General features: G+C 71.4%; 22 protein-coding genes. 16 read left to right on the top strand and 6 right to left on the bottom strand.

Annotated elements, in window-relative coordinates; genetic code table 11:
* Positions 1-22 precede the first annotated feature (22 nt).
* Both ACPCJR_RS01710 and ACPCJR_RS01705 read left to right on the top strand, forming a co-directional pair.
* Positions 23-1,999, top strand: coding sequence for a L,D-transpeptidase family protein (locus ACPCJR_RS01710; RefSeq protein ID WP_391510984.1), 1,977 nt, complete (start codon positions 23-25; stop codon positions 1,997-1,999).
* A 224-nt stretch (positions 2,000-2,223) separates the two neighbouring features.
* The gene (locus tag ACPCJR_RS01705) at positions 2,224-3,723 is read left to right on the top strand and encodes a DUF882 domain-containing protein (RefSeq protein ID WP_391510985.1); all 1,500 of its coding nucleotides are present in this window, start codon (positions 2,224-2,226) and stop codon (positions 3,721-3,723) included.
* A 548-nt stretch (positions 3,724-4,271) separates the two neighbouring features.
* Here ACPCJR_RS01705 and ACPCJR_RS01700 read toward each other — a convergent pair.
* The 3 genes from ACPCJR_RS01700 to ACPCJR_RS01690 all read right to left on the bottom strand — a co-directional run bounded on the left by ACPCJR_RS01700 (position 4,272) and on the right by ACPCJR_RS01690 (position 5,802).
* Entirely contained in the window at positions 4,272-4,538 is a 267-nt protein-coding gene (locus ACPCJR_RS01700; protein WP_003601858.1) for a DUF2312 domain-containing protein, read from the bottom strand.
* A 114-nt stretch (positions 4,539-4,652) separates the two neighbouring features.
* On the bottom strand, positions 4,653-4,961 hold the full coding sequence (locus ACPCJR_RS01695; protein ID WP_391510986.1) for a DUF1244 domain-containing protein: 309 nt from the start codon (positions 4,959-4,961) through the stop codon (positions 4,653-4,655).
* Between the two features lie 67 nt (positions 4,962-5,028).
* Entirely contained in the window at positions 5,029-5,802 is a 774-nt protein-coding gene (locus ACPCJR_RS01690; protein WP_391510987.1) for an N-formylglutamate amidohydrolase, read from the bottom strand.
* Between the two features lie 193 nt (positions 5,803-5,995).
* Here ACPCJR_RS01690 and ACPCJR_RS01685 point away from each other — a divergent pair, with 193 nt between their 5' ends.
* Positions 5,996-7,324 carry a glycerate kinase type-2 family protein gene (locus tag ACPCJR_RS01685; RefSeq protein ID WP_391510988.1) on the top strand — a complete coding sequence of 443 codons (1,329 nt, stop codon included), beginning with the start codon at positions 5,996-5,998 and terminating at the stop codon, positions 7,322-7,324.
* Entirely contained in the window at positions 7,290-7,772 is a 483-nt protein-coding gene (locus ACPCJR_RS01680) for a DUF1036 domain-containing protein (protein WP_391510989.1), read from the top strand. Before ACPCJR_RS01685 ends, ACPCJR_RS01680 begins: the two co-directional genes overlap by 35 nt.
* A gap of 39 nt (positions 7,773-7,811) precedes the next feature.
* On the opposite strand, the gene ACPCJR_RS01675 is transcribed toward ACPCJR_RS01680, so the two are convergent.
* Positions 7,812-8,525 (bottom strand): RluA family pseudouridine synthase, encoded by a 714-nt coding sequence (locus ACPCJR_RS01675; protein WP_391510990.1) that lies wholly within the window; start codon positions 8,523-8,525, stop codon positions 7,812-7,814.
* Positions 8,526-8,591: 66 nt separating this feature from the next.
* Between ACPCJR_RS01675 and ftsY the strand changes: the two genes are divergently transcribed.
* The gene (gene ftsY / locus ACPCJR_RS01670; RefSeq protein ID WP_391510991.1) at positions 8,592-10,049 is read left to right on the top strand and encodes a signal recognition particle-docking protein FtsY; all 1,458 of its coding nucleotides are present in this window, start codon (positions 8,592-8,594) and stop codon (positions 10,047-10,049) included.
* Between the two features lie 41 nt (positions 10,050-10,090).
* Positions 10,091-10,711, top strand: coding sequence for a septation protein A (locus ACPCJR_RS01665; protein ID WP_391510992.1), 621 nt, complete (start codon positions 10,091-10,093; stop codon positions 10,709-10,711).
* Between the two features lie 3 nt (positions 10,712-10,714).
* Here ACPCJR_RS01665 and ACPCJR_RS01660 read toward each other — a convergent pair whose 3' ends face one another.
* Positions 10,715-11,575: a carotenoid 1,2-hydratase gene (locus ACPCJR_RS01660; RefSeq protein ID WP_391510993.1), complete on the bottom strand. Its 861-nt coding sequence runs from the start codon at positions 11,573-11,575 to the stop codon at positions 10,715-10,717.
* Complete coding sequence (gene crtD / locus ACPCJR_RS01655; protein WP_391511220.1) at positions 11,572-13,107, bottom strand: 1-hydroxycarotenoid 3,4-desaturase CrtD; 1,536 nt, start codon at positions 13,105-13,107, stop codon at positions 11,572-11,574. Before crtD ends, ACPCJR_RS01660 begins: the two co-directional genes overlap by 4 nt.
* 105 nt (positions 13,108-13,212) lie before the next feature.
* Here crtD and ACPCJR_RS01650 point away from each other — a divergent pair, with 105 nt between their 5' ends.
* From ACPCJR_RS01650 to pufL, 10 genes are all read left to right on the top strand, one after another.
* Positions 13,213-14,079: a polyprenyl synthetase family protein gene (locus tag ACPCJR_RS01650; RefSeq protein ID WP_391510994.1), complete on the top strand. Its 867-nt coding sequence runs from the start codon at positions 13,213-13,215 to the stop codon at positions 14,077-14,079.
* A gap of 20 nt (positions 14,080-14,099) precedes the next feature.
* A complete protein-coding gene (locus tag ACPCJR_RS01645; RefSeq protein ID WP_391510995.1) occupies positions 14,100-15,248 on the top strand; it encodes a methyltransferase in 1,149 nt (382 codons plus the stop codon).
* A 96-nt stretch (positions 15,249-15,344) separates the two neighbouring features.
* The gene (bchC, locus tag ACPCJR_RS01640) at positions 15,345-16,283 is read left to right on the top strand and encodes a chlorophyll synthesis pathway protein BchC (RefSeq protein WP_391510996.1); all 939 of its coding nucleotides are present in this window, start codon (positions 15,345-15,347) and stop codon (positions 16,281-16,283) included.
* Positions 16,280-17,284: a chlorophyllide a reductase iron protein subunit X gene (locus tag ACPCJR_RS01635; RefSeq protein ID WP_391510997.1), complete on the top strand. Its 1,005-nt coding sequence runs from the start codon at positions 16,280-16,282 to the stop codon at positions 17,282-17,284. The genes bchC and ACPCJR_RS01635 overlap by 4 nt, the downstream gene beginning before the upstream one ends.
* Positions 17,285-17,287: 3 nt before the next feature.
* Entirely contained in the window at positions 17,288-18,817 is a 1,530-nt protein-coding gene (gene bchY / locus ACPCJR_RS01630; RefSeq protein ID WP_391510998.1) for a chlorophyllide a reductase subunit Y, read from the top strand.
* Entirely contained in the window at positions 18,817-20,283 is a 1,467-nt protein-coding gene (gene bchZ / locus ACPCJR_RS01625) for a chlorophyllide a reductase subunit Z (RefSeq protein WP_391510999.1), read from the top strand. The genes bchY and bchZ overlap by 1 nt, the downstream gene beginning before the upstream one ends.
* Before the next feature lie 86 nt (positions 20,284-20,369).
* A complete protein-coding gene (locus tag ACPCJR_RS01620; protein WP_110350074.1) occupies positions 20,370-20,606 on the top strand; it encodes a hypothetical protein in 237 nt (78 codons plus the stop codon).
* 173 nt (positions 20,607-20,779) lie between these two features.
* Entirely contained in the window at positions 20,780-21,013 is a 234-nt protein-coding gene (gene pufB / locus ACPCJR_RS01615; protein ID WP_110350075.1) for a light-harvesting antenna LH1, beta subunit, read from the top strand.
* 11 nt (positions 21,014-21,024) lie between these two features.
* Positions 21,025-21,213: a light-harvesting antenna LH1, alpha subunit gene (gene pufA / locus ACPCJR_RS01610; protein WP_391511000.1), complete on the top strand. Its 189-nt coding sequence runs from the start codon at positions 21,025-21,027 to the stop codon at positions 21,211-21,213.
* Positions 21,214-21,295: 82 nt separating this feature from the next.
* A complete protein-coding gene (gene pufL, locus ACPCJR_RS01605) occupies positions 21,296-22,120 on the top strand; it encodes a photosynthetic reaction center subunit L (RefSeq protein ID WP_391511001.1) in 825 nt (274 codons plus the stop codon).
* Positions 22,121-22,141 lie beyond the last annotated feature (21 nt).

Here is a 22,141-nt window from a genome sequence, read left to right as displayed (position 1 = left end):
CCGTATCCAGGGAGTTGCCGCCATGCCCGTCGCATCGCGATCCGGAACGAGCGCCGTGCGCACCCTGTCGGTCGCGCTGGCCGCGCTCCTCGTCTTCAGCCAGGTCCCGTCCCTTCGGGCGCAGGAAGCGGCGGGCGCCGAGCCGGTCATCCGCAAGGCGGCGGTCGATCCGGCCGCCGGGTCGGCGATCCTATCGGACGCCGCGCCGGAGACGGCCCCGGAGCCTGCGCCCGCCACCGAAGCCCCGGCACCGTCGGAGACGTCACCGCCTGTCGCAGAGGGGCCGCCCGCCCCCGTCGCGCCGAGCGAACCCCTGCCTGCGGCCGTCTACGCGCGGCTCAAGGATTCGGCCCCCCTCCTGCAGCGGCTGCCCGGCAAGGACCGGGAGGCGATGCAGGCCTTCTACGCCCTGGGGAACTTCAAGCCGGTCTGGATCGAGAACGGTGCCCTCACCCCCGCTGCCAAGGCGGCGATCGAGCGTCTGCGCGCCGCGGGGGAGGACGGGCTCGACCCGAACGCCTATCCGGTGCCGGCGATCGGCAAGCTCAGCCGTCCGGACACGGATGCGGAGATCGCCGAGGCCGATCTCAAGCTCTCCGCGGCGATCGCCCTCTACGCCCGCGACGCGCGGGGCGGACGCGTGAACCTCGCCGCGATCTCCAAGCTCATCACCCCGACTCTCGATCTGCCGCCCGCCGATACCGTGCTGACCCGCCTCGCCGTGGCGGGCGCCGGAGCCGGCGACGCACTGCAGGCCTACAATCCGCGCCAGCCGGGCTACCTTGCCCTCAAGAAGCGCCTCGCGGGCCTGCGGGCGGGCCGGACGCAGGGGGCGCCGAGCGTCAAGCTGCCGGACGGTCCGGTGCTCAAGCTCGGTATGAGCGATCCGCGGGTGCCGCTGCTGCGCAGCCGCTTCGGCTTGGAGAGCGCTTCCGCCGGCACCCTCGACGCCGCGCCGGGCACGCCGGACGTCTACGACCGCGCGGTGGCCGACGCCGTCAAGGGCTTCCAGCGCAGCCGCGGCCTTCCCGCCAACGGCACGCTGACCCAGGCCACCGTCGCGGCCTTGGCCAATCCGAGCCTGCCGAAGGCGAGCGCCAACGAGGCCGACCTCCTCGTCAACATGGAGCGCTGGCGCTGGCTGCCGTCCGAACTCGGGCCGGACTACGTCTTCGTGAACATCCCCGAGTTCAAGCTGAAGGTGTTTCGCGAGGGGCACTTGCGCGACGAGACCCGGGTGATCGTCGGCAAGCCGACGAGCCCCACGCCGACCTTCTCGGGGATGATGGAGTACGCCGTCGTCAACCCGTCCTGGTACGTGCCGCCCTCGATCCTCAAACAGATGCTCGCCTCGGGCAAGACCGCCGGCTTCGAGGTGGTGCGCCGTGGAAACGTGATCTCCCTGCGCCAACCGCCGGGTGAGCGGAACGCTCTGGGCTTCATCAAGTTCATGTTCCCCAACCAGCACGCGGTCTACCTGCACGACACGCCCAACCGCTCGCTGTTCTCGGCCTCGACCCGCGCCTTCAGCCACGGCTGCGTGCGCGTGGACGACCCCTTCCGCTTCGCCGACGCGGTGCTGCCGAACTGGACGCAGGAGCGCCTGAAGAAGCTGATCGGCAAGGGCGAGCGCACCCTGCGCCTGCCGGAGAAGCTGCCGGTGCATCTGGCCTACTTCACCGCAGAGGTGGACGATCTCGGCTCCTACCGCACTCTGCCCGACCTCTACGGCTATGACGGGCCGATGAAGGTGGCGCTCGGCCTCGCCGCGCGCTCGGACGCGGTGGCGCGGGCTCCCACGGCCGCCAAGCGCGCCGCGGCGGACGCCGCCGGAACACGGCCCGCGACGCGCGAGGCGTCCCGGCCCACCTCACGCCCGACGGCGACGCGCGAGGCCGTGCGCAGTGAGCGTCGCCCCGCCCCCCGTCGCGCGCCCGACATGTTCGGCGACCCCTGGGGCGCCGACGCCTACGGCGCGCAGCCGCGCAGCTTCTGGTAGGTCAGAGCCGCGGCGCCATCGCGCGAACATCAGGCTCGGAATGTCGTTGCGCGCGGGACAGCGTGCGGCGGCACTCTTGCGAGGCACGTTTTTGCCACGGTTGGCCCTTAGCCGTCGTCGCAGACGGCAAGCAGCACGGGCCCGACGACCCGCCTTTCCCGGTCCTCGAAACCCGCGCCACCGCGACATCGCCGATGTCGAGCCGTCCCGCGAGGGTTGAGGCTATGCTGCGCACGATCCGGGACCGCCTGCCCCCGAACCGTCCCGCACGTTCCCCGCGCCTGAAGCGCCTCTCCTCCGCCCTCGGCGCCGTGGCCGCCCTGTTGCTGGCCGGCACCGTCGAGACCCAGGATGCGGCGGCCAACGGCGACACCCGCAGCCTGTCGCTCGCGCACGAGCATACCGGCGAGACCCTGACGGTCACGTTCAAGCGCGACGGGCGTTTCGACCGCGCCGCCCTCGACCAGCTCAATTGGCTCCTGCGCGACTGGCGCGAGAACGAATCCATCAAGATGGACCCGCGCCTGTTCGACGTCGTCTGGGAGGCGCAGCGCTCCATCGGTTCGACTGCGCCGCTGCGCATCGTCTCCGGCTATCGCAGCCCGAAGACCAACGGGATGCTGCGCCGCCGCTCCTCGGGCGTGGCCGAGACTAGCCAGCACATGCTCGGCAAGGCCATGGACTTCTTCATCACCGACGCCTCGATCGATCAGATCCGCGCCGCCGGCATGCGGCTTCAGCGCGGCGGCGTCGGCTGGTATCCGCGCTCGGGCTCGCCCTTCGTGCACCTCGATGTCGGCTCGGTGCGCTCCTGGCCGCGCATGACCCAGGACCAGCTCGCCCGCCTCTTCCCGGACGGAAAGACCGTCCACCTGCCCGCCGACGGCAAGCCGCTGGCCCGCTACGAGGAGGCCCGCGCCGAGATCCTGGCCCGGGGCGGCACGGTGCTCGGCTACACCGCGCTCGCCAGTGCCGAGGAGATCGAGGACGGTCCGGGCCTGAAGGGCTTCTTCGCTTCGCTATTCGGCGGCGGCGCGACCGATGCGCCACCCGCCGCGCTCGCCAATGCGCCTGCCCCGTCGAAGGCGCGGGCCAAGCCCAGCATCGCGGTGGCGAGCGCCGACCCGACCGACGGTACCGGCACCGCGCAGGCCATGGCCTACGCCGCGCCGAACGCGACCGAAGCCTTGCGCGCGACGAGCCTGCGCCGGGACGGCGCCTCGGCGAAGGAATTGCTGACCGGCGAGACCGAGCAGGCGGTCGTCGCACCGCTGCCGCCGCGCCGGCCCTCGGAATTCGCCGTCGTCGCGACCGCCCTGACAATCCCGCTTCCGCCGCAGCGGCCGGTCCAGCTCGCCTCCCTCAACGGCGAGGGCCTCGGCAGCATGATCACCGTGGCGCAGGCGGGCACCGAGCCGCCCTCCCCGAGCGTCGAGACGGTCGCGCAGGTGCGGCTCGTTCCGGCGGATGCCGACCCGCGCGAGCAGCTGCGCGGCCTGTTCTTCGCCTCGATGCAGGGCGCCTCGGAGCCGGCAGCTCCCACAATCCCCGTCCGCGTGGCGCTCGCCCGCCCGCGTCACGACGAAGCGCTGCCGCCGGAGGCGCTGCGCCTCCCCTCCTCCGACACCGTGGCGGGCCGCTTCTCGATGCGAACCCGGGCGGAGACGCCGCCCGCCGGGCGCTTCACGGGCGCGGCAGCCCAGGGGCAGCCCCGCCTGTATTGACGGCAGCCGGGCTCGCGCCCCCTCGGGGAGCATCCCGAGGAGGTCCCCGATTCTGCTCCACGCGCACCCGCTCTCGGCCTGCCCCCAAAAGCTCGAGATCGCCCTGCGCGAGAAGGGCGTGCCCTTCACGGCCGAGCTCCCGCAGAGTTTCGGGACCCGCCGCCCGCGCCTTCGCCCGGCTGACCGAGGAGATCTGCTGTACGCAGGCTGGCGCGGCGGACTGTGGTTTCGGCGAAGTGCTGTGATTTCGCCGCGCCACCGGCGCCCTGGCCGATCATCTCCGGGCGTGGGCAACGGCCTGCGTGCGAAGCCCGGAATGGCGCTGGCCGGCTGGCACGCGAGAGACCGTCGGTGGCGCTCACCTCCGCCGAGTCATATCGTTTCCGGCTGATCGCCTCGGCCTTCGCCCCTCTCCGTCATCGCGAGGCGGAGCCGAAGCGACCCAGAGCGCGACCTGTCCTGACAGTGCGGAGCCCTGAGTTGCGATCGCTGAGCCTCGCAAGGACGAAGGAAGAGACCGAAGCGATCAGCCGAAAGCCGGTTTAGTTCTACGCCATGCCGAGGGCCTGGAGGTAGAGTTCGAGGATCGCTTCCTCCTCCTGGCGCTCGTCGTGGTCGCGCTTGCGCAGGGAGATGATCTTGCGCAGCACCTTCACGTCGAAACCGTTGGCCTTGGCCTCGGCATAGACGTCCTTGATGTCGCCCGCGATGCCGGCCTTCTCCTCTTCGAGACGTTCGATGCGCTCGATGATGCTCTTGAGCTGGTCGGCGGCGACCGAGGACGGGTCGACGGCGGGGGCAGGCGAGGCGGCCATGGCAGCGCTCCTTCACGCGAGGGAAGGCGTGTGCCCGATGGCGCACGCCGGATGTCCCGGGATTACGCGATCAACCTTACCCGCTCGTTGATACGCGCCCGCGCCGTCGGTGCCTCAGTGCCCGGCCTTCTGCGCGTCCGAGAAGCGGGCCTGCTGCTCCGGGCTGGCCTCCTGCTGGTGCTTCCGCTTCCACTCCTCGTAGGGCATGCCGTAGACGTGCTCGCGGCTCTGATCCTTGCTGAGATCGAGGCCGCGCTCGTCCGCCGCGTCCTTGAGCCAGTTCGACAGGCAGTTCCGGCAAAAGCCGGCCAGATTCATCAGGTCGATGTTCTGAACGTCGGTGCGATTGCGCAGGTGCGAGACGAGGCGGCGGAAAACGGCCGCCTCCAGTTCGGTCTGCGTAGCGGGATCGATGCCGGACATGGGAGGCTCCTTCGAGGGCGTGTTCGCCGTGAGATGGGGCCTGAGGTCGCCCCGCGCGGACCGCCCGTCAAGCGGCCGGGCGCAGCATCGGCCGCAGGAGGCGGGCGAAGCGCTGCGCCCATTCCTCCTGTCCCTCGGGTCCGCCGATCAGATCCTGGCGGATCTCGACCAGCGCGTTCGGCAATCCGCGGGCGGTGGCGTGGCGGTCGATTGTGTCGCCGGGCAGGCCGCCGCCGTAGGGCTCGTTGTCGCCGACGCAGAGCCCCGCCGGATCGGCCTTGAGCGCCTCGATCACCGGCCGGCTCAGGCGCTCGTCGCCATCATAGAGGATGCCGACCTGCCAGGGCCGGGCGATGGTGCGCCAGAACGGCGTGAAGCTGTGCATGGTCAGGAACATCGGGCTCGCCCCCGCCGCCTCGGCACGGGCGACCGCCTCGTCCACCGCCCGGTCGAAGGGCACGTAGAAGCGGCGGATGCGCTCGGCGATGCCGGCCGCGTCGATGCGGGCGTTGCCCGGAACGATCGCCCCGTCGGAGAGCCGCATCACCAGGGTCGGATCGAGGCGGCCCCGGTTCGGATCGATGATGAGTCGCGAGAACTGCGTCAGCACCGCCGGCACGCCGAGCAGGCGCGCCAGCCGCCGCGTCACCGCCGCGGCGCCGATGTCGTAGGCGATGTGACGGGAGAATTCCGCTTCCGGAACGCCGAGGCGATGCAGATCCTCCGGCACCGCGTTCGAGGCGTGCTCGCAGACGAGCAGCAAACCGCGGGAAGGATCGCCTTCGATGCACTCGACGGGATGTTCGGAAAGATTTCGGGTCTCGGGTTCGATCGACAGCATGGCGACTATTTGGGCCGGCGCGGCGAGATCGGAAGGGTGCAGCGTCTCAATGCAAGGCGGACATGCGGGAGAAGGCGGCGCGGGTCAAAAAGAATGCCTGGGATCGCGAAAGTTTTGTGAAACGGCGGAGGCTTGCCGACACGGCGAGGCTCGGGCAAGCACAGGCTCAAACAAGAACCGTGCGAGGACGCTCATGACCGCGACGCCCGTGTCCGCCCCTGCCCCGACCGATCCGGCGAACGCGGAGCGTCGTGCCCTCCTCTCGTCGATCTTCGACGAGGCGATCGCCGCCGCCCATCCGCGCAAGTGCCTCTTGGGGCACCTCCCGGCGCCGACGCCGGGGCGGCTCATCATCCTCGGCGCAGGCAAGGCGGGCGGCAGCATGGCCGCGGTGGCGAGCCGCTTCTACCGCCAGGAGCACGGCGTGCCGGAGGACCGCATCGTCGGTCTCGCGGTCGCCCGCCACGGCTACGGCGAGGAAGCGCCCGGCATCCGCATGGTCGAGGCGGGCCATCCCGTGCCCGACGCCGCCGGCATCGAGGCCACCCGCGCGGCGCTCGCCATCGCCGAGAGCGCCGGCCCGGAGGACGAGGTTCTTGTGCTGCTCTCCGGCGGCGGCTCGGCGAACTGGATTGCGCCGGCCGGCGCCCTGACGCTGGCGGAGAAGCAGGCGATCACCAAGGCGCTCTTACGCTCGGGCGCGCCGATCAACGAGATCAACGCGGTGCGCAAGCACCTCTCGCGTATCAAGGGCGGCCGGCTCGCGGTGGCCGCGCGCAACGCCAAGTCGATCCTGACGCTGGCGATTTCCGACGTGCCGCACGACGACCCGTCCGTGATCGCCTCCGGCCCCACCGTACCCGATCCCTCGACTCTGGCCGACGCCCTCGCGATCTGCGAGCGCCGCGGCATCAGCCTGCCCGAATCCGCGCTGTCCCTCTTGAACGATCCGACCAACGAGACCCCGAAGGCGGGCGACCCGGCCTTCGCCCGGGCCGAGTACCGCATCATTGCCCGACCGATCGACGCGCTCGAAGCGGCGGCCGAGGCCGCGCGGCGGGCCGGCTACGAGCCGGTGATGCTGGGGGCCGACCTCGAGGGCGAGGCCCGGGAGGTCGCGGCCGAGCACGCCCGGCTGGCGCTCGAGGCCCGGCAGGCGGGGCGGCGCGTGGCGCTCATCTCCGGCGGCGAACTCACCGTCACCATCCGCGGCGAGGGCGACGGCGGCCCGAATCAGGAGTATGCGCTGGCGCTTGCCATCGCGCTCGACGGAGCCGAGGGCATCGCCGGCATCGCCGCCGACACCGACGGCACCGATGGCGGGCGCGGCGCCGCCACCGATCCGGCGGGCGGCCTCGTCGATGCCACGACGCTGGTGCGCGCCCGCGCCGCGGGGCTCGACCCGCAAGCGATGCTGCTCGACAACGATTCGACGCGATTCTTCGCCACGATCGGCGATCTCGTTCAGCCCGGCCCCACTCGGACCAATGTCAACGACTGCCGCGTCATCCTCGTCGATTGAGTTTTTTCGGGTGCGCGCGCTGCGCAGGGCCGCCCTCCGGCTCTGCCTCGCGGCGCCTACGCTCCTCCCCCTGCCCGCCCTGGCCGATCTGCGCCTGTGCAACCAGACCGCCAGCAAGGTCGGCGTGACCCTGGGCTACCGGGACGCGCAGGGCTGGGTGACCGAGGGCTGGTGGGATCTGAAGCCGCGCAACTGCGAGACCCTGCTCAAGGGCTCGCTCGCGGCGCAGTTCTACTATCTCTACGCCGTCGACTACACGCGCGGCGGCGAGTGGAGCGGGCGTGCCATGATGTGCACCCGCGACACCGCCTTCACCATCCGCGGCGTCGAGGATTGCCTGGCCCGCGGCTTCGACCGCAACGGCTTCATCGAGGTCGATACCGGGCAGCAGCGGAACTGGACGATCCAGCTTTCCGATCCTGGTCAGCCCCTGGCGGGTGGCCCGTAAGCCATTGCGGGCAACGATTCGGGGCGACGGGCGGGCGGATCAGCTGTCCGGCACCCACCCGCAGGCCGCCAACCCCGCCCGCATATGCTCCGGCGCGGGGGCTTCCACCGTGATCGCCTCGCGCTTCGGATAGAGCGGCAGGCTCAAGGTGCGCGCGTGAAGTTGCAATCCCGGTCCGTCGCGCCCGGCGCCGCCGTAGATCGCGTCGCCCCGGATCGGCCAGCCCATCGCCGCGCAGTGGACGCGCAACTGATGCGTGCGGCCCGTGACCGGGTTGAGTTCGAGCCAGGCCACGCCCCGCACCCGGCCGAGCACCCGGTACAGCGTGAGCGAGGGCGCCCCGGCCGGATCGGTCTTCATCCACCAGCTGCGCGGATCGTCGGAGCGGCGCGCGAGCGGAAGGTCGATGCGCCCCTCGTCCTCCGCCGGACCGCCCTCGACCAGCGCCCAATAGCGCTTGTCGACCTTGCCGTCGGCGAACAGGCGGTTCAGACGGGCGAGCGCCTTGGCGTGGCGGCCGAGCACGAGGCAGCCCGAAGTGTCGCGGTCGAGCCGGTGCGCGGCCTCCGGGCGGCGCGGCAGGCCGAAGCGTAGGGAATCGAGATGGTCGGTCAGCGTCGGGCCGCCCTTCGGCCCCGGATGCACCGGCAGACCCGCCGGCTTGTCGATGACGAGCATCAGGGCATCGCGGTAGAGAAGGGAAAGACCTATCTCCGCTTGGGGGCGGCTCGGCGCGGTATCTGGCGGGCTCATGCCCCCCGGGCTAGAGCGCCGGGTCGCCCCGAGCAAGGTTCAGGCAGGTTCGAACAAGGGTCGAGGATGAGCGACGACGAGAAGCCCGGCTGGTTCGGACGCCTGTTCGGGCGAAAGGGCGCCCCCGAAACCAGGCCGCCCGAGGAGGCGGTGACGCCGCCGCCGACCTCGCCGGCCTCGGAATCCGAGGGGCTGCCGGACTTCACCACCGCGGCGGACGATGTCGCCCACGTACCGCCCCCCGTCAGCGAGCCCGCGCCCGAGGATCCGGACAAGAACCAGATCCCCGACGAGGTGGAGGGTGCCGACCTCCAGCCGGAGCCGCAGCCGCCCTCGGGCGAGGCGCCGCAGCCGGAGGAGGACGAAGCCGCTTTGCCGACCCCGGCCGCGGATGAGGCGGATGCCCCCGTCGAAGACGAGGCGGCCCCCACCGATGCGGGCGAGAAGCGGAATTGGTGGTCGCGCCTGACCGGGGGCGAGGCGGAGGAAACGCCGCCCCTGTCGGAGGCGCAGCCGCCGGCCGAGACCGACATTCAGCCGGTCGATTCCGCAGCCGCGCTGGCGAGCGACGCCGTGTCCGGCGCCGTCGTCGGTACGGAGAAGCGGGGCTGGTGGTCGCGGCTCACCGACGGGATGCGGCGCACGTCCTCGGCGCTGTCGGACCGGGTGACGGGCCTGTTCACCAAGCGCAAGCTCGACGCCACGACGCTGGAGGATCTGGAGGACGCGCTGATCCAGGCCGATTTCGGCATGGAGACCGCGATGCGCATGTCGGAGGCGGTCGGCAAGGGCCGCTACGAGAAGGGCATCTCCCCCGACGAGGTGCGCGCCATCCTCGCCACCGAGATCGAGCGGGCGCTGGAGCCCGTGGCCCTGCCGATCAGCATCGACTCGGCCAGGAAGCCCTACGTCATCCTGACGGTCGGCGTGAACGGCGCGGGCAAGACCACGACGATCGGCAAGCTCGCCCTGAAGTTCAAGGCCGAGGGGCGCAGCGTGATGCTGGCCGCCGGCGACACCTTCCGTGCCGCCGCGATCGAGCAGCTCCGGGTCTGGGGGGAACGCACCAACACCCCCGTCATCAGCCGCGCCCAGGGCTCGGACGCGGCGGGCCTCGCCTTCGACGCGCTGAAGGAGGCGCGGGAGGCCGGCACCGACGTGCTCCTGATCGACACCGCCGGCCGCCTGCAGAACAAGGCCGGGCTGATGGCGGAGCTGGAAAAGATCGTCCGCGTCATCCGCAAGCTCGACGGGGAAGCGCCGCACGCCACCCTGCTGGTACTCGACGCGACCGTGGGCCAGAACGCGCTCAGCCAAGTGGAGCTGTTCTCGCAGGCCGCACCGGTCTCGGGCCTCGTGATGACGAAGCTCGACGGAACGGCGCGGGGCGGTATTCTGGTGGCTCTGGCTGCCAAGTTCGGCCTGCCCGTGCACTTCATCGGCGTCGGCGAGGGCGTCGAGGATCTGGAACCCTTCGCCGCGCGGGATTTCGCCCGGGCGATCACCGGCCTTCCCAAGGCGTAAGCGGTGGCCCACCGCACCTCCGCAGCAGTGAGTCATCCGTCATGAAGGTCGAGAGCGTTCCGCCCAAACGGCACCTGCCGCCCCTGCTCAAGCTGGCGCTGGAGATGGGGCCTCTCGCGGTCTTCTTCTTCGGCAACGCCTATTCGGAGCGCCTCGGCGTGGCGCCGGAGGACAAGCTGTTCGTGGCGACCGGCGCTTTCATCGCCGCCACGACGGTGGCACTCGCGGTCCACTTCGCCCTGCTGCGGCGCCTCCCGATCATGCCGCTCGTCTCCGGCGTGGTCGTGCTGGTGTTCGGCGGCCTGACGCTCGCGCTTCAGGACAAGACCTTCATCATGATGAAGCCGACCATCGTGAACACGCTGTTCGGCCTTGTCCTCCTCGGTGGGCTGCTCTTCAACCGCTCGCTGCTCTCGGTCGTGCTCGACAGCATGTTCGCGCTCACCGAGGAGGGATGGCGCAAGCTCACCTTCCGCTGGGGCCTGTTCTTCCTCGCGCTGGCCGTCCTCAACGAAGTGGTCTGGCGGACCCAGACCGAGGATTTCTGGGTGAACTTCAAGGTGTTCGGCATCATGCCGCTCACCATCGCCTTCGCCCTGGCGCAGACCCCGCTGCTGCTGCGCCACGAGCGCAAGGGCGAGGCGGGCGCCGAGGTCGGCTGACCTTCAGCCGATCCGGCGCGGCATCCGGAACGGCAGCATCAGCCGCACCAGGGGGTTGCGGAAGCGGTCGAGCGACAGGCTCTCGTGGACTGGCCGCACGGCCTCGCCGTCCAGCGTCGAAGCGAGCAGCGAACGGGCGTAGAACGGCGTGTCCTCGAAGGTGCGGATCACGCTCGCCCGCCCGTCGTCGCTGCGGGTCGTGCGAGGCATCCGCCAGAGGCCGGTCGCCGGCAGGGCCGCCTCCAGCGGCGGGCGCATCTCGCGGCGCGCGCCGTCCGCTCCGAAGCGGAGCATGAGGTTCTGGCCGCTGCCGTCCCGGCGTCGCACGTCGTAGAGGATCGCCGACCCGTCCTTCAGCGGAGCACGGCACCAGGTCCAGTCCGTGAACGCGTCCTCCAGCGCGCCGTCGCCGTCGTTGGTGTCGTGGTAGCCGCTGCCCCGCCACGCCAGATCGGGGGCGGTGAACGCCGCCTCGACCTCGCAATCGGGCGCCATCGGCCACCAGCGGTGCAGCCCCTGCCCGTCGAGGGTGAAGGGCTGGGCCGTGAGCGCCCGTGGGCGGACCCGCACCGTCCCGCGCACCGCGTGGGGGATCGGTGCCGAGCGCTCGTCGAGGCGGATCGTCAGCACGCTGCCGTCCCATTCGAGCGAGGACGGCCCCAGGCTGAAGCTCGCCGCGTCGCGGGCGAGGGAGCGCGCGGTGCGCTCGGTCATGGCGAAGCGGTTGGCGCGCTCGCCGTAGAGCACGACGTTGATGGCGCAGTGGGCAAACGGGTCGCGGGCCGCGTCCCAGGCATAGTAGGGCGAGAACACGCTGCCGATGAAGGCGATGATGGTCAGGCCATGCCGGCCGTCCTCGCTCACCGCATCGACGTACCACCAGACATAGCCGCCCCGGGCGACCGCGCCGTCGAAGCGAGGTCCGCGCGCAGTGCCGCCGCCGCGAGCCGGCCCGACTGCGCCGCCATCGGCACTCCCGGTCCCGGATGCACGCTCCCCCCCGCGAGGTAGAGCCCCGGCACCCGCGTGCGCGCGCCCGGCCGCTTGAAGGTCGCCGTCCAGCCGTGCGACGCCCGCCCGTAGAGCGCGCCCCCCGTCCCCGGAAACAGGGCCGCGAAGTCGTTCGGCGTCGTCACCACCGCCGGGCCCGTCGGCTTCAGCGCGAGCCCGCAGGTCGAGAGCTTGCGGATCAGGTTCGTTTCGCATGCGGCGATCTCCCTGGCATCGAAGCGGCGCTCCCCGCCATCGGCCGGGGCGTTGACGAGCAGGAGCAGGCGCTCCGCTCCGTCGGGGCTGCCTCCGTCCGCGGCGCGGTCCTGCGCGCAGACGTAGACGGTCGGGTCCGGCGGCAGGCGCCGACCGCGCAGGATCGCGTCGAACTCCGCCCGGTAATCCGCCGAGAAGAACACCGTGTGGTGAGCAAGATCGAAGTCGCGCGCCCGCGCCGTGAGGCAGAGCGTCAGCGCCGAGAGCGAGCGCTCGCGGGCCGGCACCCGGTCGCCCGCTCCGGCCACGTCGGTCCCGAGGAGACCCGCGCCAAGGGCGGCGACGTCGGTGTTGGCGATGACCGCGTCGGCGGGCAGGCGCTCGCCGTCCGCCAGCTCTACCCCCGCGACGCGACCCCGCTCGGTCACGATCCGCGCGACGCTCGCGCCGAGGCGCAGGCGGGCGCCGCGCCGTTCCGCGAGTCCGGCCACCGCTTCCGCAAGCCGGCTCAGGCCGCCCTCGACGGTCCAGACGCCCGCCTGCTCCACGTGGGCGACCAGCATCAGCGTGGCCGGCGCCTCGAACGGCGAGGCCCCGCAATAGGTCGCGTAGCGCCCGAACAGCTGCCGCAGCCGCGGATCGCGAAAATACTCGCCGAGCGCCGACCACAGGGTGGCGAAGGGCTGGATCCGCCACAGGCTGCCGATGCCGGACAGCCCGACCCGCTGGGCCAGATCGACCGGGCTCGGCCGGTCGGCGCGGATGAACGGCCCCTCCAGCGTGCGGTAGACCTCCGCCGCGCGGGCGCAGAAGCGGCGGTAGCCCTCGGCTTCGCGGGCACCGGCGAAGGCGCCGATGGCATCCGCCGACGCCGCCACGTCAGCGAACAGGTCGAGCCGGTCGCGGGCGCTCCAGGCGTGCCGGGCGAGCAGGGAGGCCGGCCGCAGGATCACGTCCGAATCGAATGCCGCGCCGGCTTCCGCAAAAAGTTCGTCGAAGACCCAGCGCATGGTGAAGACCGTCGGACCCGCCTCGACGGGGACGCCGCCGACGGGCAGCGCGCGCATCTTTCCACCGACCGTGGCGGCGCGTTCCAGCACGGTCACGTCGAACCCGGTCGCGGCAAGGCTGGCCGCCGCCGAGAGCCCGCCGATGCCGGCACCGATCACGATGACGCGCTTCTCCGCCACGTCCGTCACGCTCCCTCGCGTATCGGCGTTGATCCCGACGCCCAACAGTGTCAATCATAACTGACACATGAGCAAGACAAGATGATTTAACACCGGGAGGGTGTCATGGATGTCGGCAGGCGGATCGAAACGGTCCTCGACGCGGCGGTCGCGCATGCGGAGGCCCCGGGGGCGCCGCCGCTCCTGGCCGAGGCGATCCGCTACGCGGTCTTCCCCGGCGGCCACCGTATCCGCCCGCGGCTCTGCCTCGCCGTGGCTCTGGCCTGCGGCGACGACGATCCGGCCGCTTCCGACGCGGCGGCGGCGGCGATCGAGCTGCTGCACTGCGCATCCCTCGTCCACGACGACCTGCCCTGCTTCGACGACGCGCCGACGCGGCGGCAGAAGCCTTCGGTCCACGCCGCCTTCGGCGTGCCGCTCGCCGTGCTGACCGGCGATGCGCTGATCGTCGCCGCCTTCGAGACGCTGGCGCGCGGCGCCGCCCGCTCCCCGGCGCGGCTCGCCGCCCTGGTCGGGCTGGTCGCCCGCGCCGTCGGCTCGCCCGCGGGCATCGTCGCGGGGCAGGCCTGGGAATCCGAGCCCTTCGTCGATCTCGTCGAGTACCAGCAGGCCAAGACCGGCGCGCTGTTCGCGGCGGCCACCGTCGCGGGCGCCGCCGCCGCCGGTGCCGCGCCGCTTCCCTGGCGACTGCTCGGCGAATGCCTCGGCGAGGCCTACCAAGTGGCCGACGACCTGCGCGACGTGGCCTGCCGCCAGGAGGAAATCGGCAAGCCGGCCGGGCGCGACGCCACCCTCGGGCGGCCGAACGCGGCGGCGCTTCTCGGCATGCAGGGTGCCCTCGATCGGCTGAAGCGGCTCGGCCGCGAGGCGGTCGAGGTGATTCCCGATTGCCCGGGCCAGGCCGGCTTGCGCGCCGAGATCGAGGCGCAGACCCGCCTGTTCCTGCCCGCCTCGCTGCGCGAAGTCGCCTGAGGCGTCCGGTGCCCGCCGCGATGTCGCAGACCGGGCCGGCGCCGCGGCGGCGCCAGGGCTGGCGCGAGCGCTGGCTCGCTTTCCGCAACGGCACGGTCGCCAACCCCGCCTTCCAGCGCTGGGCGGCCGGCTTCCCCTTCACCCGCCGCATCGCCCGGCGCAACACCCGGGCCTTGTTCGATCTCTGCGCCGGCTTCGTCTACGCGCAGGTGCTGTTCGCCTGCGTCCGGCTCGATCTGTTCGGCCTGCTGCAGAGCGGCCCGCTGCCGCCCGACACGATCGCCCGCCGCCTCGACCTGCCCCCGGACCGCGCCCTCACCCTGTTGAAGGCCGCCGCCGCGCTCGACCTGATCGCCCGGCTGCCGGACGGGCGCTTCGCCCTGGCCGATCTCGGGGCGGCCCTCGTCGGCAACCCCTCGGTCGCGGCGATGGTCGAGCACCACGCGATGCTCTACGCCGACCTCGCCGACCCGGTCGCCCTCCTGCGGGCACCGGCCGGCGCGACCCGGCTGGCGCGATACTGGCCCTATGCCGCGGCCGACGGGGCGGAACGGGTCGGCCCCGATTCGGTGACGGCCTATAGCGGCCTGATGGCCGCCTCGCAGGCGCTGATCGCCGGAGACGTGCTCGACGCCCTGCCGCTCGCCGACCGCGCCTGCCTGATGGATATCGGCGGCGGCGAAGGTGTCTTCCTGGCACAGGCCGGCCGCCGCCATCCGGCCCTGGCCCTGCGCCTTCTCGATCTGCCGCCCGTGGCCGAGCGGGCCGAGGCCCGGCTGGCCGCCGAAGGGCTGGGGGCGCGCGCGACCTGCATCGGCCGGAGCTTCGCCGACACGCCGTGGCCGCGCGGCGCCGACGCGATCACGCTGGTGCGGGTGGTGCACGATCACGACGACGCAACCGCCCTGATGCTGCTGCGGGCCGCTCACGAGGCGCTGCCGCCGGGGGGGCTGGTGGCGATCGCCGAGCCCTTCGCCGGCACGCCCGGCGCCGAGCCCGTCGGCGACGCGTATTTCGGCTTCTACCTGCTGGCCATGGGCAGCGGCCGGCCGCGCACGGCCTCGGAGCTGTCCGCCATGCTGGAAGCGGTCGGCTTCGTCGAGATCCGGGAAAGACGGACGCGACGGCCGCTTCTCGCACGCCTTCTCACGGCAAAGCGAGCGATCTGACGTAAAGATCTCTTGACGCAGAAAAGTGTCTATCTAGGATGACAGTCATCGGCTCCGCATTCGGTCGGAGTCGGAAACAGCGAGGGGGGCAGGGACATGAAGGCTTTGGCCGTCGTCCTTGAACAGCCGGAGCGATTGGCGCTGAACCGCCTCACGCTCTCCCCTGCCGCCGCGGGCGACGCGACCGTCGCCGTCTCTTGGAGCGGGATCAGCACCGGGACCGAGCGCCTGCTCTGGTCCGGCCGGATGCCGCCCTTTCCCGGCATGGGCTACCCGCTGGTGCCGGGCTACGAGTCGGTCGGCACCGTGGTCGAGGCCGGCCCCGAGACGGGCCTGCGCGTCGGTCAATCCGTCTTCGTGCCCGGCGCCCGCTGCTTCGGCGAGGTGCGCGGCTTGTTCGGCGGCGCGGCTTCCCATCTCGTCGCCCCGGCCTCCCGCCTCGTTCCCGTCGATGCCGCGTTGGGCGATCGCGCCTGCCTCATCGCGCTGGCCGCCACCGCCTACCATGCCCTTTCCGGCGTCGTGCCGGGCGGCCGCAGCCTGATCGTCGGACACGGCGTTCTCGGGCGGCTTCTGGCCCGCCTGACGGTTCTGGCCGGCGGCGAGCCGGTGGTGTGGGAGCGCGAGCCGCTCCGGGCCGGGGGCGATGTCGGCTATTCCGTTCTGTCGCCCGACGCCGACCCGGCGCGCGATTACGCCACCATCACCGATGTCAGCGGCGATGCCGGCCTCCTCGACGCATTGATCGGCCGTCTCGCGCCCGGCGGCGAGATCGTGCTCGCCGGTTTTTACGAGGCGCCGCTGGCCTTCGCCTTCCCGCCCGCCTTCCTGCGCGAGGCCCGCATCCGGGTCTCGGCCGAATGGCGGCCGGGCGACCTCGCGGCGGTCACGGCCCTCGTCGAGGCCGGACGCCTCTCGCTCGATGGGCTCATCACCCACCGCGCGCCCGCGCTGGAGGCGCAACAGGCCTACCGCACGGCCTTCGCCGACCCGGCCTGTCTCAAGATGATCCTCGATTGGAGGACCTGCTCGTGAACCTACAGCTCAACAAATCGGCGCTCAGCGCCGCCGCGAAGCTGCGGGAGGAAGCCGCGATCGAGCCCGATGCGGTCGCCACCGGGGACGTGAAGCGCGAGACGCAGATCATCGCGATCTACGGCAAGGGCGGAATCGGCAAGTCGTTCACCCTGGCCAATCTCAGCTACATGATGGCCCAGCAGGGCAAGAAGGTGCTGCTGATCGGCTGCGATCCGAAGAGCGACACCACCTCGCTCCTCTTCGGCGGCCGGGCCTGCCCGACCATCATCGAGACCTCGACCAAGAAGAAGCTCGCGGGCGAGCCGGTCGCCATCGGCGACGTCTGCTTCAAGCGCGACGGCGTCTACGCGATGGAGCTCGGCGGGCCCGAGGTCGGGCGCGGCTGCGGCGGACGGGGCATCATCCACGGCTTCGAGCTGCTCGAAAAGCTCGGCTTCCACGAATGGGGCTTCGACTTCGTCCTGCTCGACTTCCTCGGCGACGTGGTCTGCGGCGGCTTCGGTCTGCCGATCGCCCGGGACATGTGCCAGAAGGTCATCGTCGTCGGCTCGAACGACCTGCAGTCGCTCTACGTCGCCAACAACGTCTGCTCGGCGGTCGAATACTTCCGCAAGATGGGCGGCAATGTCGGCGTCGGCGGCCTCGTCATCAACAAGGATGACGGGACCGGCGAGGCGCAGGCCTTCGCGCAGGCGGCCGGCATCCCGGTGCTGGCCTCGATCCCGGCCGACGACGACATCCGCCGCAAGAGCGCGAATTACGAGATCATCGGCCGGCCCGACGGGCGCTGGGGCGCGCTCTTCGCCGACCTCGCGCAGAACGTGGCCGAGGCAGCACCTCACCGGCCGACACCGCTCACGCAGGACGGGCTGCTCGGCCTGTTCTCCAGCGCGGCGACCGGGCGCGACGTGGTGCTGGAGCCCGCCACGCTCGAAGACATGTGCGGGCGTACCGAGCTGTCCAAGCCGTCCCTCGAAATCGTCTACGACGAGGTTTGAGGCATGGCCGTCGCGCTCGACATCGCCGACCTTCGCGCCCGCCGCCCGGCGGAGCCGGTCAATCTCGCCGCCACCCAGGGCGACGGCCTCGGCTGCCACGCTGGCAAAGACGCGATGCGGGCCGCGGCCGAGGCCGCCGGGATGTCCGAGACGCTCGCGCAGCTGAAGGCGGACTATCCGGCCGGCCCCCACGACCAGCCGCAGAGCATGTGCCCCGCCTTCGGTTCGCTCCGCGTGGGCCTGCGCATGCGGCGCACGATGACGATCCTCTCGGGCTCCGCCTGCTGCGTCTACGGCCTGACCTTCACCTCGCATTTCTACGGCGCGCGCCGCAGCGTCGGCTACGTTCCATTCAATTCCGAGACCCTGGTCACCGGCAAGCTGTTCGAGGACATCCGCGAGGCGGTCCACGCCTCCGCCCGGCCCGAGGCCTACGACGCCATCGTCGTCATCAATCTCTGTGTTCCGACCGCCTCCGGCGTGCCGCTGCGGCTGCTGCCGAAGGAGATCGATGGGGTTCGCGTCATCGGCATCGACGTGCCGGGCTTCGGCGTGCCGACCCATGCCGAGGCCAAGGACGTGCTGGCCGGCGCCATGCTGGCCTTCGCCCGGCGCGAGGCCGAGCACGGCCCGGTCCAGGCGCCCCGCGGCGGACGCTCGGAGCGTCCGGCCGTGGCCCTGCTCGGCGAGATGTTCCCAGCCGACCCCGTGGTGATCGGCGGCCTGCTCGAACCGCTCGGCCTCGCCGCAGGCCCCGTGGTTCCGACGCGGGAATGGCGGGAACTCTACGGTGCACTCGACGCCGCGGCCGTGGCGGCGATCCACCCGTTCTACACCGCGAGCGTGCGCGAGTTCGAGGCGGCCGGGCGGCCGGTGGTGGGCTCCGCCCCCGTCGGCCACGACGGCACCGCCGACTGGCTCGCGGCGATCGGCAACGCCTGCGACGTGAAGCGGGAGACGGTCGCGGCAGCCCAGAACCGGCTGCTGCCGGCGATTCGCGGCGCCCTGGGCGCCGCGCCGATCCGCGGGCGCATCACGCTCTCCGGCTACGAGGGTTCGGAGCTTCTGGTCGCGCGCCTGCTCGTCGAGAGCGGCGCCGAAGTGGCCTATGTCGGCACCGCCTGTCCGCGCACGCCCTGGTCGGAGCCCGATCGGGTCTGGCTGGAGGAGCGCGGCGTTCCGATCCGCTACCGCGCCTCGCTCGAGGACGATCTGGCCGCCTTCCACGAATACCGGCCGGATCTCGCCATCGGCACCACGCCGGTGGTGCAGCGGGCCAAGGAAGCCGGTACGCCGGCCCTGTACTTCACCAACCTCATCTCGGCCCGGCCCCTGATGGGCGCGGCCGGGGCCGGTTCGCTGGCCCGGATCGTCAACGCCGCGCTCGCCAACCGCCCGCGCTTCGATGCGATGCGGGCCTTCTTCGAGGGCGTCGGCACCGGCCACGCCTCCGGAATCTGGCAGGAGGTGCCGCGTGCGAAGGCCGCGCCGAAAGTGCAGGCTCCCGAAAAACCGATCGGGGAGATGGCGTGATGCTCGTCCTCGATCACGATCGCGCCGGCGGCTACTGGGGGGCGGTCTACGTCTTCACGGCGATCAAGGGGCTGCAGGTCGTCATCGACGGCCCCGTCGGCTGCGAGAACCTGCCGGTCACCTCGGTCCTGCACTACACCGACGCGCTGCCGCCCCACGAACTGCCCATCGTGGTCACGGGGCTGGCGGAGGAGGAACTCGGCCGCCACGGCACCGAAGGCGCGATGAAGCGGGCGCACGGCACGCTTGATCCGGGCCAGCCGAGCGTCGTGGTGACGGGCTCCATCGCCGAGATGATCGGCGGTGGCGTCACGCCCGAGGGCACGGGGCTCCAGCGCTTCCTGCCGCGCACCATCGACGAGGACCAGTGGCAATCCGCCGACCGGGCGATGAGCTGGCTCTGGCAGGAATACGGCGCCCGGCGCTTCGCCAAGAAGGGCATTCCGGCCCGGCCCGAGCGCAAGCCGGGCGAGCGGCCGCGGGTCAACATCGTCGGCCCGGCCTACGGCACCTTCAACATGGCCTCGGATCTGGCCGAGATCCGCCGCCTCGTGGAGGGCATCGGGGCCGAGGTGAACCTCACCTTCCCGCTCGGCGCGCATCTGGCCGACGTGCCCAAGCTCGTGAACGCGGACGCGAATATCTGTCTCTACCGCGAGTTCGGACGTCTGCTCTGCGAGAGCCTGGAACGGCCCTATCTCCAGGCGCCGATCGGGCTGCTCTCGACCACCAAGTTCCTCCGCTCGCTCGGCGAGATCCTCGGTCTCGATCCCGAGCCCTTCATCGAGCGCGAGCGCCACACCACGATCAAGCCGGTCTGGGACCTCTGGCGCTCGGTGACGCAGGACTTCTTCGCGACCGCCAGCTTCGGCATCGTCGCGACCGAGACCTACGCCCGCGGCGTGCGCCACTTCCTCGAAGAGGAGATGGGCCTGCCCTGCCACTTCGCCTTCGCGCGAACCGCCGGCCAGAAGCCCGACAACACGGCCGTGCGCGAGGCGATCCGGGCCAACCCGCCGCTCGTGCTGTTCGGCTCCTTCAACGAGCGCATGTACCTCGCCGAGACCGGCGGCCGCGCGGCCTACGTCCCCGCCTCGTTCCCCGGGGCGATCATCCGGCGGCACACCGGCACGCCTTTCATGGGCTACGCGGGCGCGACCTACCTCGTTCAGGAAGTCTGCAACGCCCTGTTCGACATGCTCTTCCACATCCTGCCGCTCGCCCGCGACATGGATGCGGTGGAGGCCACCCCCGCCCGTACGCATCGCGAGCTGCCCTGGGACGAGGCCGCCCGCGCCCGCCTCGACAGCCTCGTCGAAGCGCATCCGGTTCTGACCCGCATCTCGGCCGCCAAGCGCCTGCGCGATGCCGCCGAGCGCGCGGCGCGGCGGGACACCGCGTCCCGCGTCGCCGCCGCCCATGTCGAGCGGGCGCAGGCCGATCTCAGCCTGGGAGCCGCGGCATGAGCGCGGCCCTCCATCCCCTTCACCCCTCGGTGCCCCTTCACCCCTCGGTGCCTCTTGGCCCCGGACAGCCTGCGGAGAGAGCCGTCATGAGAGTTGCCCTGCAACGATCGATGCCCGCGTCGTCGCGCCTGCACAGCGAGGCGCTTCAGTTCAGGATCATCCTGGCCGCGACCTACCCGTTCTTCCTGGCCGCCGCCCTGGCGCAGCGCCTGCTGCCGGCGGGGAGCGCGCCCCGGCGCGGCCTGCCGCCCGTGCGCCGCTCGGTCTTCGGCGAGGCCAAGGCGATGGCGGTGTCGGCGATCCCCTTCGCCTTCATGGGATAACGACCGGTTTCGCAGCGTCCCTTCCCAGTGGACGGCCACCGCCGTTCGGGACGAAGCGGCAACGTCTCAAGAACTTCCGTGCGGTGCCACGGGGGACCCTGCGCCGTGATGTCATCGAGTCACGGCGCCACCCGCCGCGCCAGCTGCGCGGCCTAACAGCGGAGGTTCGATCGATGGCCAACGGAGTGACAACCGAGAGACCGAGCAGCCTGTCCGGGCTGACGGAACCCGAAGCCAAGGAATTTCACGCGATCTTCCTGACGAGCTTCATCATCTTCACGGCAATCGCCGTGGTCGCCCACATCCTCGTCTGGCTGTGGCGGCCCTGGCTTCCCGGCGAGAAGGGCTACGCCCTGCTCGACGGCGTGACGAACGCGGCCACCGGCCTCGTCTCGATGATCGGCTGAGGAGACCCGCGATGCACAAGATCTGGCTTCTCTTCGATCCGCGGCGGACCCTCGTCGCGCTCTTCACCTTCCTGTTCGTCCTGGCGCTGCTGATCCACTTCATCCTGCTCAGCACCGACCGGTTCAACTGGCTGGAAGGCCCGAAGGACGCGCGCGGCGCCGCCGCCCACAGCCTCGTCCTGCCGACGATGCCGGGCTGACCGGCTCAGATCCGGTCTTGCCGCGGGCGGGCGCCCCTGTCCGCCCCCGGCAATCTTCCTCCTCCTCGCGGGAGCCTCCGCCATGGCGATGCTGAGCTTCGAGCGTAAATACCGGGTCCGCGGCGGCACCCTCATCGGCGGAGATCTGTTCGATTTCTGGGTGGGTCCGTTCTACGTCGGCTTCTTCGGTGTCACGACGATCTTCTTCTCGGTGCTGGGCACCGCGCTGATCCTCTACGGTGCCGCGATCGGCCCGACCTGGAACATCTGGCAGATCAACATCGCGCCCCCCGACCTCAAATACGGTCTGGCGCTCGCGCCCCTGAAGGAAGGGGGCCTGTGGCAGATCATCACCTTCTGCGCCGTCGGGGCCTTCTCGTCCTGGGCGCTGCGCGAGGTCGAGATCTGCCGCAAGCTCGGCATCGGCTACCACGTGCCCTTCGCGTTCTCGGTGGCGATCTTCGCCTACGTCGCGCTGGTGGTGATCCGGCCGTTCCTGATGGGCGCCTGGGGCTACGGCTTCCCCTACGGTATCCTCAGCCATCTCGATTGGGTGTCGAACACCGGCTACCAGTACCTGCACTTCCACTACAATCCCGCGCACATGCTCGCCGTGAGCTTCTTCTTCACGACGACCTTCGCGCTGGCGCTCCACGGCTCGCTGATCCTGGCCGCGACCAATCCGGCCATGGGCGAGACGGTGAAGACGCCCGAGCACGAGGACACCTATTTCCGCGACACGATCGGCTATTCGATCGGCACGCTGGGCATCCACCGGCTCGGCCTGTTCCTCGCCCTCTCGGCGGGCTTCTGGAGCGCGGTCTGCATCGTCATCTCGGGTCCGTTCTGGACGCAAGGCTGGCCGGAATGGTGGGGCTGGTGGCTCAACCTGCCGGTGTGGCGCTGACACGGAGCATCGGCCGACGGC

The organism is Methylobacterium sp. NPDC097929 (genome assembly GCF_049543375.1).
In the GTDB taxonomy this organism is placed as follows: domain Bacteria; phylum Pseudomonadota; class Alphaproteobacteria; order Rhizobiales; family Beijerinckiaceae; genus Methylobacterium.
Note: the sequence above shows the minus strand (reverse complement) of the source record. Positions and strands in the feature narration are given on the sequence as shown.

Coding starts and splice junctions, on each gene's coding strand:
- ACPCJR_RS01710 (WP_391510984.1), top strand. CDS start 23: ATGCCCGTCGCATCGCGATCCGGAACGAGCGCCGTGCGCACCCTGTCG.
- ACPCJR_RS01705 (WP_391510985.1), top strand. CDS start 2,224: ATGCTGCGCACGATCCGGGACCGCCTGCCCCCGAACCGTCCCGCACGT.
- ACPCJR_RS01700 (WP_003601858.1), bottom strand. CDS start 4,538: ATGGCCGCCTCGCCTGCCCCCGCCGTCGACCCGTCCTCGGTCGCCGCC.
- ACPCJR_RS01695 (WP_391510986.1), bottom strand. CDS start 4,961: ATGTCCGGCATCGATCCCGCTACGCAGACCGAACTGGAGGCGGCCGTT.
- ACPCJR_RS01690 (WP_391510987.1), bottom strand. CDS start 5,802: ATGCTGTCGATCGAACCCGAGACCCGAAATCTTTCCGAACATCCCGTC.
- ACPCJR_RS01685 (WP_391510988.1), top strand. CDS start 5,996: ATGACCGCGACGCCCGTGTCCGCCCCTGCCCCGACCGATCCGGCGAAC.
- ACPCJR_RS01680 (WP_391510989.1), top strand. CDS start 7,290: ATGTCAACGACTGCCGCGTCATCCTCGTCGATTGAGTTTTTTCGGGTG.
- ACPCJR_RS01675 (WP_391510990.1), bottom strand. CDS start 8,525: ATGAGCCCGCCAGATACCGCGCCGAGCCGCCCCCAAGCGGAGATAGGT.
- ftsY (WP_391510991.1), top strand. CDS start 8,592: ATGAGCGACGACGAGAAGCCCGGCTGGTTCGGACGCCTGTTCGGGCGA.
- ACPCJR_RS01665 (WP_391510992.1), top strand. CDS start 10,091: ATGAAGGTCGAGAGCGTTCCGCCCAAACGGCACCTGCCGCCCCTGCTC.
- ACPCJR_RS01650 (WP_391510994.1), top strand. CDS start 13,213: ATGGATGTCGGCAGGCGGATCGAAACGGTCCTCGACGCGGCGGTCGCG.
- ACPCJR_RS01645 (WP_391510995.1), top strand. CDS start 14,100: ATGTCGCAGACCGGGCCGGCGCCGCGGCGGCGCCAGGGCTGGCGCGAG.
- bchC (WP_391510996.1), top strand. CDS start 15,345: ATGAAGGCTTTGGCCGTCGTCCTTGAACAGCCGGAGCGATTGGCGCTG.
- bchY (WP_391510998.1), top strand. CDS start 17,288: ATGGCCGTCGCGCTCGACATCGCCGACCTTCGCGCCCGCCGCCCGGCG.
- bchZ (WP_391510999.1), top strand. CDS start 18,817: ATGCTCGTCCTCGATCACGATCGCGCCGGCGGCTACTGGGGGGCGGTC.
- ACPCJR_RS01620 (WP_110350074.1), top strand. CDS start 20,370: ATGAGAGTTGCCCTGCAACGATCGATGCCCGCGTCGTCGCGCCTGCAC.
- pufB (WP_110350075.1), top strand. CDS start 20,780: ATGGCCAACGGAGTGACAACCGAGAGACCGAGCAGCCTGTCCGGGCTG.
- pufA (WP_391511000.1), top strand. CDS start 21,025: ATGCACAAGATCTGGCTTCTCTTCGATCCGCGGCGGACCCTCGTCGCG.
- pufL (WP_391511001.1), top strand. CDS start 21,296: ATGGCGATGCTGAGCTTCGAGCGTAAATACCGGGTCCGCGGCGGCACC.